The organism is Paenibacillus sp. Y301 (genome assembly GCF_059445505.1).
This window is the reverse complement of the sequence record NZ_JCAIUL010000010.1, coordinates 39,342-52,283: the sequence shown is the minus strand read 5'-3', so window position 1 is coordinate 52,283 and position 12,942 is coordinate 39,342. Positions and strand designations below refer to the sequence as shown.

The 12,942-nt window shown below is 35.6% G+C and carries 15 protein-coding genes and 2 pseudogenes; 3 read left to right on the top strand and 14 right to left on the bottom strand.

The features are described from left to right. Positions 1–443: 443 nt before the first annotated feature. From AC1D69_RS17385 to AC1D69_RS17375, 3 genes are all read right to left on the bottom strand, one after another. On the bottom strand, positions 444–923 hold the full coding sequence (locus tag AC1D69_RS17385) for a GNAT family N-acetyltransferase (protein ID WP_495457410.1): 480 nt from the start codon (positions 921–923) through the stop codon (positions 444–446). A 715-nt stretch (positions 924–1,638) separates the two neighbouring features. Next, entirely contained in the window at positions 1,639–2,547 is a 909-nt protein-coding gene (locus tag AC1D69_RS17380; RefSeq protein WP_495457409.1) for a DNA-binding protein, read from the bottom strand. A gap of 545 nt (positions 2,548–3,092) precedes the next feature. After that, positions 3,093–4,025, bottom strand: a complete 933-nt coding sequence (locus AC1D69_RS17375; protein ID WP_495457408.1) for a helix-turn-helix transcriptional regulator — start codon at positions 4,023–4,025, stop codon at positions 3,093–3,095. Positions 4,026–4,145: 120 nt separating this feature from the next. Between AC1D69_RS17375 and AC1D69_RS17370 the strand changes: the two genes are divergently transcribed. Further along, on the top strand, positions 4,146–4,634 hold the full coding sequence (locus AC1D69_RS17370) for a cysteine hydrolase family protein (protein WP_495457407.1): 489 nt from the start codon (positions 4,146–4,148) through the stop codon (positions 4,632–4,634). Positions 4,635–4,863: 229 nt separating this feature from the next. Here AC1D69_RS17370 and AC1D69_RS17365 read toward each other — a convergent pair whose 3' ends face one another. From AC1D69_RS17365 to AC1D69_RS17340, 6 genes and pseudogenes are all read right to left on the bottom strand, one after another. Further along, positions 4,864–5,364, bottom strand: a complete 501-nt coding sequence (locus AC1D69_RS17365) for a EutP/PduV family microcompartment system protein (protein ID WP_495457406.1) — start codon at positions 5,362–5,364, stop codon at positions 4,864–4,866. Between the two features lie 518 nt (positions 5,365–5,882). After that, positions 5,883–6,248: pseudogene (locus AC1D69_RS17360) on the bottom strand (GNAT family N-acetyltransferase). A gap of 442 nt (positions 6,249–6,690) precedes the next feature. Beyond that, a complete protein-coding gene (locus AC1D69_RS17355) occupies positions 6,691–7,143 on the bottom strand; it encodes an SMI1/KNR4 family protein (RefSeq protein WP_495457405.1) in 453 nt (150 codons plus the stop codon). Positions 7,144–7,463: 320 nt separating this feature from the next. Further along, a complete protein-coding gene (locus AC1D69_RS17350; RefSeq protein ID WP_495457404.1) occupies positions 7,464–7,826 on the bottom strand; it encodes a hypothetical protein in 363 nt (120 codons plus the stop codon). Positions 7,827–7,904: 78 nt separating this feature from the next. After that, the gene (locus tag AC1D69_RS17345; RefSeq protein ID WP_495457403.1) at positions 7,905–8,672 is read right to left on the bottom strand and encodes an Imm51 family immunity protein; all 768 of its coding nucleotides are present in this window, start codon (positions 8,670–8,672) and stop codon (positions 7,905–7,907) included. 219 nt (positions 8,673–8,891) lie between these two features. After that, on the bottom strand, positions 8,892–9,260 hold the full coding sequence (locus AC1D69_RS17340) for a hypothetical protein (protein WP_495457402.1): 369 nt from the start codon (positions 9,258–9,260) through the stop codon (positions 8,892–8,894). A gap of 166 nt (positions 9,261–9,426) precedes the next feature. Here AC1D69_RS17340 and AC1D69_RS17335 point away from each other — a divergent pair, with 166 nt between their 5' ends. Then, positions 9,427–9,630, top strand: a complete 204-nt coding sequence (locus AC1D69_RS17335) for a hypothetical protein (RefSeq protein ID WP_495457401.1) — start codon at positions 9,427–9,429, stop codon at positions 9,628–9,630. A gap of 125 nt (positions 9,631–9,755) precedes the next feature. On the opposite strand, the gene AC1D69_RS17330 is transcribed toward AC1D69_RS17335, so the two are convergent. The 5 genes from AC1D69_RS17330 to AC1D69_RS17310 all read right to left on the bottom strand — a co-directional run bounded on the left by AC1D69_RS17330 (position 9,756) and on the right by AC1D69_RS17310 (position 12,200). Continuing rightward, positions 9,756–10,121: a permuted SH3 domain-containing protein gene (locus AC1D69_RS17330; RefSeq protein WP_495457400.1), complete on the bottom strand. Its 366-nt coding sequence runs from the start codon at positions 10,119–10,121 to the stop codon at positions 9,756–9,758. A 7-nt stretch (positions 10,122–10,128) separates the two neighbouring features. Further along, complete coding sequence (locus AC1D69_RS17325) at positions 10,129–10,761, bottom strand: efflux RND transporter periplasmic adaptor subunit (RefSeq protein WP_495457399.1); 633 nt, start codon at positions 10,759–10,761, stop codon at positions 10,129–10,131. Beyond that, a complete protein-coding gene (locus AC1D69_RS17320; protein ID WP_495457398.1) occupies positions 10,745–11,062 on the bottom strand; it encodes a hypothetical protein in 318 nt (105 codons plus the stop codon). The genes AC1D69_RS17325 and AC1D69_RS17320 overlap by 17 nt, the downstream gene beginning before the upstream one ends. A 73-nt stretch (positions 11,063–11,135) precedes the next feature. Beyond that, positions 11,136–11,417, bottom strand: coding sequence for a hypothetical protein (locus tag AC1D69_RS17315; RefSeq protein ID WP_495457397.1), 282 nt, complete (start codon positions 11,415–11,417; stop codon positions 11,136–11,138). Positions 11,418–11,750: 333 nt separating this feature from the next. Beyond that, positions 11,751–12,200 carry an Lrp/AsnC family transcriptional regulator gene (locus AC1D69_RS17310; RefSeq protein ID WP_495457396.1) on the bottom strand — a complete coding sequence of 150 codons (450 nt, stop codon included), beginning with the start codon at positions 12,198–12,200 and terminating at the stop codon, positions 11,751–11,753. A 91-nt stretch (positions 12,201–12,291) separates the two neighbouring features. Here AC1D69_RS17310 and AC1D69_RS17305 point away from each other — a divergent pair. Beyond that, positions 12,292–12,793, top strand: a pseudogene (locus AC1D69_RS17305) (cysteine hydrolase family protein). Positions 12,794–12,942: the final 149 nt, after the last annotated feature.

Sequence of the window (12,942 nt, the reverse complement as noted above, 5' to 3'; positions counted from 1 at the left end):
AATCAACATCTGCAGCAGCATCTATGAAATCATCCAATGGGTGCTGCAACATATTAAAGAGCGACTCGAACTAAATTTGGAGGTGTGTGACATATAATAAGTAGGTTTAAATAGGTAATGAAATCCCTATAATAGTTAATGACATTAAAAGTAGAATTCTGAAAGAGACTTACAATAGTAATTCTTTATAGAGTTTAAGTTCATGAGTTATGTTCAAGAAGAAATTTGAAATGTTGAAGATTATTATTGAAACAGATGAATTGAATATTATTAATATTTGAAGAGAAGAAAGAAGTATTTATGATCAAAAGATGATAGATAGCTATAAAGAGAAAATAGGCCTAAAAGTAAGGATTTGGTTAGAGGATCCTTTCAAATCATACTACTTATTCACAAAACCCGTATTTTGTACATATGTACTATGTATAAATAAGTGATCCTATTCACTTGATTTTCAAACTCATTACAATTTGTTCCCCATTCGATCCTATCCTTCTCTCACCCGTATCAATGAAACTAACATTCAAGTATAGATTTTGAGCTACGACATTTTTATGATTTACAGCCAAAATAACTTCATCACAAAATATAAATTCATTTCTAATCAAATGAGATAATTTGAGCATACCCGTTTTTGCATATCCCTTTCCTTGTTGTTTGTGATCAGTAGATAACGTAGTTAATAACATTGCATTAGGATTAATTGTGTAGTTTTTCACTCTATCTGTCGAATGCAATAAAAAAAATCCCACTGGCACTTCTTCGCTAAGAATAACTATTGGATACTGTCCTTCCGTAATATTTAAAACCTCTTTAGGGAGAGCAGTAAATAGAATTTGTTCTTCTGGAAGTTCAAAATTATTAAGTATTTCTAAATGCTCTTCCGAGTAATGAACTAATTCAATTGAGTCGACTTTTTCCATAAATTTATTCTCCTTATAAATTTTTTATCGCAATCTTGTTTATGCAATGCAATTCGTAATTTATCTAAGCCTGGTCAACTTATGCTCAGAGTAATTTTCAGCATTTGTTATTAGTTTTGACACTCTCTTACGCTGATTTCTTGTAACGTAATATCTGCGACACATGTCGCAGATCCCTATTACCGTATCTATATTCACGACAGACTTTATTACAATTGGAAAAAAATTACCGCCTAAACATCTCTATTTAACTTACCATATAATCCATACTATGGACATTACTATTAAGGTAAATTGCCCGTTAACTTAATTATCAACGACCACTGGAACTCATTCTTGACCTAATTCGTTTAGCGGTACATAGTTTTATCATCCGACATAGCTATAATATTTTTTTGGTTTTATGCAATGAGCTATAAAAAGATCAATATAATTGCTTTCCTAGAAGGAGCCTCTAAATATAAAGCGTAATAGTACATTTTATCTCTATCGACATTCGGACTATATTATTGGCCTCAAACGGCGATTAAAACAAAAAAACCGCGATTAACGCGGATATTAATCGGGCTATATTCTTTTCCTCTTACACCTCATAAGTGACACAAATCGCCCTTCCAAAACATAAGGGTTCCGTAGGGCGACTATTGTTCATTAAGCAGTAATAGTATTCTAAAAGTTCATTCCATGGTTTAATAACGTAATAATTAAATCAGGATTAGGGACAGATACTAACAATGCGACTACCATCAAACATAATGCCTTGAATACTTTTTTCATTTTCAAAATCCCCTTTCAAAATTTGTCTTAGTATTGATGAATAGTCTTGTAGCTGACTTTGTGAAGCATGCAATCTAAAATTTTCAAACAGAACGCATATTTTTTTGAATCCTGTGTCATCCTTAACCCTATCAGAAGTTACCAAAATATCTAGAATGATGTTAATGGCAGTTTTGTGATCTCCTTCTTTAAACTTGTACAATGATAAGAGATACAGGTAATCTACATAATAACGTTTATTCTCTCGTGTTTCCTTAGCGTCTATACTCTTATCGATCTTCTCCCCTAGTTCAGTTAAAATGTGAGAGATATTAAAGTTGTGCATTATCGCAGATTCTAAAATAGTGATAAGGCCTGGGAGCAACTCATCATTCTTGCCTTCTTTGATAAAGTTGACGTACTCTTCCATCACCTCTTCTTTTCCCTGCAATAAATCTATTGTGTATGTATTTGCTCTAGCAAGTACCTTGAAATAATCAATCGTTTGTTGTCCTTCCTGTTCCACACCATTGACCAAGTCTAAATTATTGTACTTCTCAATACACCTTTTTGACTCTTCTAGTTTATTAGTTTTTTGTAGAGCGATCCCTTTCGACAACTGACTAAAACCAATGTAATATACAATGTTTCGTTCAAATATGTGCAGATGTGGTACGCTCTTATCGTTTAACACTTGTAATGCTTTGTAAGCCTGAGTATAGAGCTTGTCAGCTATCTCAATCATGTGTTTATAAGCATCAATCGCAAATGCCCCTTTAAGCATCTTTGTTAGTGAGTCAAGATTGTCAATATCTTTCAGATCTAAATCTCCCAAAGTAAGATTCCTTTCTATATCCTTTTTATACATATCGTACCATTCGGCTTGAATGTTGGTCAATTATAATTTTACATATATTATGATTAATTACTAAAAATTTGTAACTCTTAATTATAGGATTTCACACTAGAAATAAGAAAAACCCTTATCAATAAGGGTTTAGTTGTTGGATATCATATTTAGTAATCTATAGAGTCTAGTTGTTTCACCACACTAACACTGCACATTTGGGAGCGAATATATATGAGATCCGCATTAACTATCTTTTGCGAAGCTAGTTTCATCTCGACTACATAAATAATGAAGAAGGTGCTATACCAGTGACGAAGGATCCTACGCAGTGCATAACCAAGAAATTGTCAAGGGGAGTGTTCCATAAATAATCGAGACAGTCTAACCTGTTCTACCATTAGCAACAAGATCCCATAGTACATAGCATAAGCTTTGAACATCAATTGTACAATACCTAATATCAGCAGTTGAAAATTCCCCATAATTAGCCGACATACTCTCCGAGGGAGAGAAATATGTGGTCAAGACTTAGCTAGTTGAATGTATTCGGCTTACTCCATCTATTAACTTTCGTATATGGTAGCTATATCATGTATTCTACGCTTCATTTCTGTGCGGATATGTAACGGCTCTAAACACTCGCATTTATCCCCAAAACTGATAAGAATATTGTAGTAGTATTCGTTCTCTATGAAAGGAAAACTAACAATGCAATGCTCATCACCGTCTGGCGAAAAGTGTTCATAAGTGCAATAATCAAGTACCCTGTCCATGACAGATTGATGAATTCGAATTTTGATTTTTGTTTGCATATTTGCCAAAATATCAGTAAAATCTAACTCCGGTTTTTGATAATCTCGTGGCGTAAAAAATTCCTCCTGTATTTGTAGATTTGATGTGCGGGATAGTTTAAATAAACGAAAATCATTCCTTTTATGGCAATACCCTTGCCAATACCAATGATTACTTTTCAATACAAGCTGATACGGCTCTGCTGTTCGTGCAGTTTTATTTCTATAGCGGTCTGCATATTCAAACGAAAGTAGCTTGCTTTCCTGTAAAGCTGTTTTGATAATTTCTAAATATGGTTGTATGTTTCTGTTGCCCATCCAGGGACTTAAATCTATATGTATTTGATTTGCATTTAATTCAATGTCTTTCGCCCTGTCTGCGGGGATAAAACTCTTGACTTTCGCAAGGGCGTTTACCAGTTCATCACCTCGTATCATGTTGGAAAGAGTGGAAAGCCCCATCAAGATCGCTGAAAGGTCGGTAGCCGAAAAAACCTTTCTATCAATCTTGTATTTCTGCATGATTTCAAAGCCGCCGCCCACTCCCGATGTTGAGCGAACAGGAATACCCGCCATGTTGATAGTGTCTATGTCTCGATAGATTGTGCGGGGTGAAACTTCAAACATATCTGCTAACTCCTGTGCACCTATACGCTTTTTATCAAGGAGTATCATAATAATGCTAACAAGCCTGTCAACTTTCATCTAATAGCCGCCTTCCAAAAATTCTTGTTATCATCCTAGATTGTTGCCATACTGTTGTCAACAATTACAAGGTAATATAAAAAAGAAAACAAATCAATCTACTTATCAGGAGGAAACACTATGCAGAAAAAAGCCTTAGTAATAATTGATATTCAAAATGACATAACAAAGAATTACAAGGATGTTATTGGCAATATCAATGAAGCTATTGATTGGGCAGTCAATAATAATATTCATGTTATTTATATAAGGCATGAAAATCTATCAACCGGCACGAGGACTCTTAAACCCAATACATATGGGTCTGAATTAGCTTCAGACTTGAAAATAGTATCAAAAAATGTTTTTACAAAATACAAAGGAAACGCATTAAGCTGTGAAGAATTTACAGACTTTATTAGTAAAAATGAAATATGTGATTTCTATATTGCAGGGGCAGATGCTGTTGCTTGTGTTAAATCAACCTGTTACAACTTACGCAAAGCAACTTATGGCGTTAATGTCCTATCAGATTGCATTACCAGTTATGATAAAAGGAAAATTGACGAAATGCTACGTTATTATGAAAGTAAAGGTAGTAAAATTATTTGTTTGAATGATACACGATAGGAAATATATTCGACCTGTCCCCGCAAGAGGAAAAGTAGCTTTACTACCTATGACAGCTACTTTGCTGATGATGAAGCTGAACCTACCTTTTGTGTGGCAGGAAAGGAAATCACGGCAAGCTGCTTGCCGAAGCCCTGCACAGATTGCCGGAAGAAAAACACGAAGCTGTTTTACTGTACTACTTTTTTTGATATGCCGTGTTATAAGATGTCGCCGACTTCTTGTGTTATCAATCCAATTTTCTATAATACTCTCTGAGTTGACCACTGTTCTCAATAATTATAATTTCCTTTTCATCTTTATATTTATCCAAAATTTGCATTTTTTCAGGTTTCCTCTTCTTATCAAAAATCCATAATGATTTTAATAAACTAATATTTATCTGCTCTTTATTTCTTATATCAGTCCGTTGGTTACCGATGTTAGTTATTCTTCTTTTTATTACACGAAACACCCTCTGTAATCTAGGCAAGTTAAGCAGGATAATAGTATCTGCTCTTTTGATTCTTATCTCTAATGTACTTGTATAGTTGCCATCAATGATCCACTCTTCTTCTTTAACAAGATTAGTAATAATGTCTTTCCATTCATCCGTATCAGTTGGAGACCAATTCGTTTTCCAATACAAAAAATCCAGATGATAAATTGGCAAATTAAGATTTTGACTTAAAAATTGAGACAGGGTCGTTTTCCCTGATCCAGTAGAACCTATAACAATTATTCGCTTCATGGGGATACCTTCACCTCTATTATTTTCGGCGATATCCTATAACTAAGGCGCAAACGCTCCGGACCCGACGGACTTAGCCTCGCAGGGTTGTGCACTGAGTCACTTCTATTCTTAGAACAAGGGTCGAATGGCCCGCAGTGTAGATATGATGTTATAGGATGTTACTGCCTTCTTGGAAACACTTTCACATTTAAGCACTTTTATATTAGTCATAATTCCATACAAGTTGTCCCTTTCTAATCTTTGCTTCATATATTATTTGCCCGGTGTGATAATGTATTTCTCTGATCATTGCTATCATTAGATTAAGAACCGTTGTCTCATTGTTTACTTGGCTATATGTAAAAGGTGGACGATTGATAAACGGTTGTGATAACAACAATTCAGGGTTTGATTTAAGGTGTTCGAGATATTGAATGATTATATCAAATGCTTCTTTTATCATGTTGTAGACTTGCTCTTTAGAATATTTGAGTCCACGTTCAAATTCCTTTTCTCTGTCCCTAGTGTCTGGAATATCATAAAAGATTGTCTCTATTCAACTTTAAAACATATTCTTCGACTTCCTCAGCACGTGCATTGGAAAACCCCTTGTCTTCACCACAAATCTTAAACCCGCAGTTTTCCAATACCCGAATAGAAGCTGTATTATCTTTCACTGCACGAGCAAATAAAGGACGCTACTTGATCGTTAAAGAGTACGGTCTTTTTTATAATTCGATCGTCGTCTAATATCTTTTGCCAGTGAGTCATAAAGGCAATCATGTCCGTTGGATCTTTGGCAGTAAAGGCACCATATAGTTGGAGGTGTTGTCCAATTGTTGCTCAAAAAATATCGGCAAGTCATCTTTATTCACGTCTCGCAATATCACTTCGCTATTCATATTTTCACCTCACTAAGTGTTTTCTTCCGTATTAAAATTCAATATAAATGCTCAACTATCCTGCCTTTCGTATATCGTATGTATTAAGCTATTGGAAGGCATAAAAATGTGATGTTTAACAACATTGATGCTTTTACCCTGCCTAATAATCTCTACATGCGGTTGACCTTCCCTGTACTCTGCATATGCGATCCAACCAGATTGAAGCACTACCGTCGTCGTTACATATTAAACTATATCTTCGTTTTCCATTTTCCACCAGGTCAGGTCATGTCTGGTCTCAATTCCTTGCGAGTGAGCTTTTTCCACTGAAATCTCTATAGTCACATAATCATCCCCTTACACTTATATAACTCCAAAATCATGACCAAGGAGCGTTAGCGAGGAAGTAGAAATGTTTTGTTATCAGATGTGGCAGGCTTCTTCGAAAAACAGTCCTATCTTAATTAGTTGTATATATGGACCATGTCCAAAACTTTGAACCTTGACTCACGATAAACCTATCGAACCATAATTCAAAATTCATGTTTAACTCTCTTGCTTCATTAAAATGTTCAATATGTCCTTTAACTAATAAATAGTTTTTCTGTCCTTCCCTATACTTCTTTAAATCTATAACTATATTATCTTGATAAAAGTAGCCAATTTTCAAATATCCTTCAGATGGTTCCTCATACGTAAATGACATAATGTCATCAAGTTTATATAAATATGATTCTCCCCCATAGATTGGATGGTCAAACAAATAACAACCATTGCAAATTCTTAAGAAAGCTTTGTAGTCACTCGGAAGATCATAACCTAATTTCTGTATATATTGCTCAATTTCTTTATCTGTCAATGGCTCATTGAACTTACAAGTCGCTTCAGTCAAATATCCCTCACTTAATTGCAAGGTTATTATATTGTTATACTCTTAGATTGGATCCTCAGAACAGGCAAATCAAGTAACATTCTACTCCTAATAAATACTGATATCTTTGGTTTTTGAAAAGCATACTCTGGATTGTTTAAATTACCAATTGCAGTATCAGTTATTCATAAATCCACAAAAGTTACATCTTATCAAGAGTAGCCAATTAAGCGGATCGTTTGAATTAATAAAAGCTAATTGATCATCACAGATGGAACATCTATTCATCTTATCTCTCCATTCAAAATGTTTGCCAGTACTTCCTCTAACGTTCGCACATTACCGACGACCTAATATATATTTTAATCTGTTTTTGTTCTTAGATATTCAATATGTCTTTTATTGTTTGAAGTCCATTCTACTAATATCTCATATTGTTTTAAATCTATTGATCCTATATCCAAGTTTTTTGAATACGTGTATTCTTTGTTTCCTTTATCAAATGGATATTTACTTATTGTACTACCGTTGATTATCAAAAGGTTTACACTATTTTCTTTATGAAGTCCATCTATATTGATTTCTACATGTATAGTATTTCCATAGGATATCGTATAAGAGCCTAAATTGGATTCAAATCTATGTATTAACAAACTAACTAAAGTCACTATAATAAATACTGCAAAAATCCATACTACCCGAGTTATTTTTGATTTATTCCTCATTTTATTCAGTGACCTCTCCTTATGAAGTTATGTCATTTCGATGCAACAAAGGAAACTGTTGTACCTTAATATTTCCAATCAATCTAATACAGCTCGTGAAAATAGATCTTTCATTAATGAGTCATCTTCACATGCTTCCTTAAAGGCGATTGCAAAACTAAATAGGGCTTCTTTATTGTCTGTATAAATGCAGAACGTATCAGCTTCCGGGTCAAATCGTATGATATCAACTAAGTGAGGCATTTTTTCTTCAAGAAACACGGCTGCTAATGAACCCCAATCATAGCCATTGCCCTCAACTCCTTCTTCAGCTCGTGTTTGAAAAATTTCATGCTTATATTTACCGACACCTAAAATCATAGATATGCTTCCATTATTATGCGCAACTAGCCCAAATGGGTTTATTTTTTCTTCAATTTCTAACAAGCGGGGGTCAGTCCCAATCCTCATCTCCTTTTCAACATTCACTAACTGGATGGTGTCATTTCCTGATCTAGAAGCGGCGTTGAGGCTCATTTCTAAAAACGTCCTGCCATGTGAATCTTCAGGATCTAATGCTACCGTGTGTTCAAAAGCAACGATCGCTTCCTTATACTGTTTAAGGTAATAATAAGCATATCCTATTCGGAAATGCCAAAGAGGGTCGTGCTTGCCTTGCTCATGCACCGATAAAAAATATTTGATAGCTTCATCATAACTGTCTTGATTATTCAATGCTCTTGCCAAATGGCAAACTAAGTCATAGTCCCTGTCTGCTTCGGGTATTTCCATAATTTTGTTAACAATTTTCTTATACTGGCTCTTATTATGCCAAAGAGTGAGCTGTTTCAAAAGAGTCATATCCATCTTTGTATCCTCTCCTCTATCTTTAATCAAATAATGAATTCCATATATTAGAATAACCCATATGATCTATGTAGTTCAAATCAATTGAAATGATATGAGAATTGAAAACGTTATTTAGCGAAATTACCACCACAATGTTAGCTTAACGAGATGGTGCCGTGGCAAACTACTCCTTGATTGCTTGAACTATCGTGTCCCATTAGATCAAGTGGATAATATTTACTTATATTTTTTCATCTTCTTATTGATTTGATCTAATAGTTTGATGATTTCAGCAAATCCAATCAGCATCATCCCTGCTATCAATGCACTAATCCACCAATACAGAGTGAAAAGCAAAGTGTATTCAGAACTAGTAATACCTTGTACGAGCCCAACCACTACTCCTACAAAAATAACTAAAATACCAAGTACATGTATAATTGACCCTATAGTGTTACCTTCGGAACTACTGTCTACGACTACATTCGCATGTCCATACTCACGAAGTTTTTCTGCTTCATCCTCAGCAGAGGATCTTATGCTGAATCTAAGTTCCTTGCTTTCAAAATTGTCATCACTGTCATCGTATTTAATAATGTACCCCATCACAGAATTCCCCATTTCTGAAATCACTTAAGTAAAAGTATAAACTGCTTTCTTTAATAGTACTTCTAACTCAATATAATAATCACCTCCACAACTATACTAACTTAGGAAGGCTATTCTAATGGAATGGAGAATAAGATAATGAATAAACGAGTGGAGGGATTAGATGAATGTGAAAGGTGAATTGCTTTTAGCTGTAGCAAGTAATCAGAAAGTCGCTGTTAAGCTCTATAATGGAGAGATAATAACTGGAGTGGCAGAAGCATTCACCGCTTCTAGTCGTGCGAAGATCAGAACGAAGGAAGGTTCTACATGGGTTCCTTTTGCCGATGTTGAACATGTTTCGAGGGTTATAAATATGTTTCGTTAAAACAAAACCCACGAAAACTCTTGATTTTGTTTACTGATTAGTAGGTGCGTTTCATAAGGAAGTACTTATTGAACCAAGAAGAACCCGCAATAAGTGCAGATTCTTCTTTTATGTAGATTGATTACTTATTGCAACACAATCGTATCCCCAACGTTTAGACCTGAGAGTATCTCTGTCTTGTCTGCTGTTTCTAGTCCAATCTCAATATCTCTACGCTCATATTGACCGTTGCCCATGTCCAGCATAACGTAAGTTAAGTCTCCCTCACGTATAATTGGAATATTAGATACAACGGTGGCCTTCTCTTTTCGGACGGTCTCAATTTCACCATTTAAGCTAAGTCCACCCATAAGATGCTCGTTAGGTTGAAGGGTGATAATGACTTCAAATTGGGCAACTGCATTTGGATTATTCTCGCCTGAAGCGGTCACAGCAAATTTAGATACCTTACCCACCTCTCCAGACAGTTCTAATTCTTTCAACGCGCTCATTGTTACATCAACCTTCTTTAATACGAAAAATATCTTGTTCCCCCACAAGCGCAATGAATTCAAGCTTATTTAGATCTACAATTTTACCAATATATTGGTTGTCTGTAACAGATTGTGGACGCTCACTCGTACTGTCATATAGAAAAATACCGGTTGACGGGGCTTTGTAGACCGCTGTTTTTAGCTTATCCTTCTTCTCTGCAATCTCCCGCTTCTGGATATCCGCGTTCAGCTTATTTAACTCATCATTTAACCGTCCTGTCTCTTGGGCGGCAAGTGCTTTTAAGTGTTCCGCCTCTGTCACTCCAAGAGCTGCATCCTCATCGTTCTGTTGGCTTACGAATTCATTCAGTTCCGCTTCCAACTTCGTCTTGCGATTCGTTGCTTCTTGTATGGCAATTTCATTCTTTAGCGTTGATTGATCTAGTATATACAACACATCACCTTTCTTTACCTGACCTCCATTGTCAACTTTCCATTCCGTTACCTTGGAAGCGAAGGGGGCATATACGAGAGTTTCCTGCTCGTACTCTGACTTCCCTTTTATCTGCACCGAACTGGTTATCGTTTCTTGAGTCACTTCAAAAGGGATGGTTTGAGGAATATCCATTGGTTCCATTTGCTCATTCGAAGGTCGCATTGTTCAATTGCGTTTCGATCATATTGTTGTTGATCATGATTTTTTTGACAACATCCTTCTCAACGATTACATCAGGAGTCGTTGCCCTTGGCAGGTTATATGAGGACTTGGGAAGAGCAATCTTCAATGTCTCATCCTTTTGAACAAATTGTAGCTTCATATCATTCGTATTGAGATAGGCAGGAATCTCTGTTATATAGTAGACTACCTTTTTCTCTTGGGGCTGAATCTTGTAGATCGCTTGAGCGTTATCTAGTGCCATTTCAAACGATGTCCCACCTGCAGATAACAAATAGACCATATATCCTGGGTCTATCAGTATTTTATCGCCTTTATTGGTCAGACTTATGCCAACCTTGGCATATACCTTACCGTTATATTCGTATATTTGTAACGACTCCGTTATAGTTAAGCGTGTATGTCAGAATATTGCCCCCCGCTTGTGGCCAAATATTGACATCCTCGAGTGTAGCTTGAAAATTGGAACCTAGCTTAATCGAACCTAAATTACTTGTTGTACTAGCTGTCACAGCCGAAATCGCGGGACTTGGATAGCCGGAGACTCCAGATGTAGCAGATGCCGTGTATCCGGGTAACTGCGAAATGACAAGGGAGCCTACTAGCATGGCACTATATGTATTATTAAAATTTCTCATTGATTACCTCCATAGGAATTACTAGACTTATTATGAATTGTTTCTTGTTCATTCCACATTCATGTTGAACCTCCCAAATTTGAGTTAGCTTAAGTGTACGTTGCACTCTCCGTCTTGTCGCACGTTCTGGGTGACGAGTTGAATAGGTAGATGACAAATTCGTCATGTTCATAAAAAAACAGTCAAGAATAATCTTGACTGTTTTTAGCTAATTAAGATCACATAGAATAGAACCTGACGAAATTCATGATTCCGTCAGGTTCACTAGCGATCTGGTGTAATTTATGGTTTTTGGTGGTGCATTTCATATTATTTGGTCAGACCTTGCGAAAATCATTTATCATCAATAGCAGTCATCGGATTTTGCTGTTTAATCTCTTGTATCGATAAATGTACACTATAATTCCCATACTCCAGAATTACATCCAGTAAATTATTCAATTTTTCTTGCGAGTTTACTTTAATTTTTAAATGGTAACATCCTTCTCCGGATACTCGGTGAACCTCCACTACCTCATTTCGATCGTTCATTAATCGTATAAATGAATCATGGTTTGTTGTCTCCATGTAAATAATGATAAACGCTGTATAAGTAAGCCCTAATTTCATTTCATCAACTATTAGAGAATAGGCCTTAATTACGCCACTTTCCTCTAGTTTTTTTATACGGTTCCCAACTGCTTGTCCTGTCATATGAATTTGTTCACCCAAGTGTTTCCATTGAATGCGTGAGTTTTTGGATAGTAACCGAAGTATCTGAAAATCAATATTATCAAATTCCATTATTAATTCCTTTCACCATGAATTTATTTAGCTAAAAGTGTTTCATCAAATTATCGTAGATATACAAAATGACTATTTCCCAAATGGCAAGATGGAATTAAGGAACCCTGAAAAAGCGGCCGTTAATGCTACGAGAGTCCTTGAATGGTTTAGACAGAATTATAAGGATAATATTTGCCATATACAGCATATCGCAAGTGATCCAGCATTAGGATTCTTCCTTCCAGACACGGTAGGGGCTGAAATACATGCAACTGTTCAACCATTAGAAACAGAAAGCATTATCATCAAAAATTTCGCTAACAGCTTTTTAAAAACTGAGTTAGAAAGCAAATTAAAAGAAAAAAGGAATAACTAAGTTAGTGATTGTAGGTATGATGACACATATGTGTATTGATGCCACAGTCAGAGCTGCAGTAGATCTTGGCTATGAAACTACACTTATTGAAGATGCATGTGCGACACGAGACTTACCGTTTCAAGATAAAGTCGTTCCAGCTGAACAGGTTCATTATGCATTTGTTGGTGCACTTAACGGTATGTATGCCAATGTAATTTCGACAGACGATTTCCTGCAACAGTTGAATGCTTAAGATAAGTTTAAGTATATTTTATCCTGAACAAAAATAAGTATATTCCTGTCTCGTAACAGGGATATACTTATTTTCTGCGTGTGTGTTTACAGGTGTATTTACTACTTTTCGTTCATTAAGTTGAAATGTGTGTGGATTGGATTTACTTA

What these genes read in the sequence shown, in the direction of transcription:
- AC1D69_RS17335 (WP_495457401.1), top strand. Translation starts at nt 9,427, where the DNA reads ATGAATGTGAAAGGTGAATTGCTTTTAGCTGTAGCAAGTAATCAGAAA.
- AC1D69_RS17375 (WP_495457408.1), bottom strand. Translation starts at nt 4,025, where the DNA reads ATGAAAGTTGACAGGCTTGTTAGCATTATTATGATACTCCTTGATAAA.
- AC1D69_RS17325 (WP_495457399.1), bottom strand. Translation starts at nt 10,761, where the DNA reads ATGCGACCTTCGAATGAGCAAATGGAACCAATGGATATTCCTCAAACC.
- AC1D69_RS17340 (WP_495457402.1), bottom strand. Translation starts at nt 9,260, where the DNA reads ATGGGGTACATTATTAAATACGATGACAGTGATGACAATTTTGAAAGC.
- AC1D69_RS17310 (WP_495457396.1), bottom strand. Translation starts at nt 12,200, where the DNA reads ATGGAATTTGATAATATTGATTTTCAGATACTTCGGTTACTATCCAAA.
- AC1D69_RS17385 (WP_495457410.1), bottom strand. Translation starts at nt 923, where the DNA reads ATGGAAAAAGTCGACTCAATTGAATTAGTTCATTACTCGGAAGAGCAT.
- AC1D69_RS17350 (WP_495457404.1), bottom strand. Translation starts at nt 7,826, where the DNA reads ATGAGGAATAAATCAAAAATAACTCGGGTAGTATGGATTTTTGCAGTA.
- AC1D69_RS17345 (WP_495457403.1), bottom strand. Translation starts at nt 8,672, where the DNA reads ATGGATATGACTCTTTTGAAACAGCTCACTCTTTGGCATAATAAGAGC.
- AC1D69_RS17315 (WP_495457397.1), bottom strand. Translation starts at nt 11,417, where the DNA reads ATGAGAAATTTTAATAATACATATAGTGCCATGCTAGTAGGCTCCCTT.
- AC1D69_RS17365 (WP_495457406.1), bottom strand. Translation starts at nt 5,364, where the DNA reads ATGAAGCGAATAATTGTTATAGGTTCTACTGGATCAGGGAAAACGACC.
- AC1D69_RS17330 (WP_495457400.1), bottom strand. Translation starts at nt 10,121, where the DNA reads ATGAGCGCGTTGAAAGAATTAGAACTGTCTGGAGAGGTGGGTAAGGTA.
- AC1D69_RS17380 (WP_495457409.1), bottom strand. Translation starts at nt 2,547, where the DNA reads ATGTATAAAAAGGATATAGAAAGGAATCTTACTTTGGGAGATTTAGAT.
- AC1D69_RS17370 (WP_495457407.1), top strand. Translation starts at nt 4,146, where the DNA reads ATGCAGAAAAAAGCCTTAGTAATAATTGATATTCAAAATGACATAACA.
- AC1D69_RS17320 (WP_495457398.1), bottom strand. Translation starts at nt 11,062, where the DNA reads ATGGTCTATTTGTTATCTGCAGGTGGGACATCGTTTGAAATGGCACTA.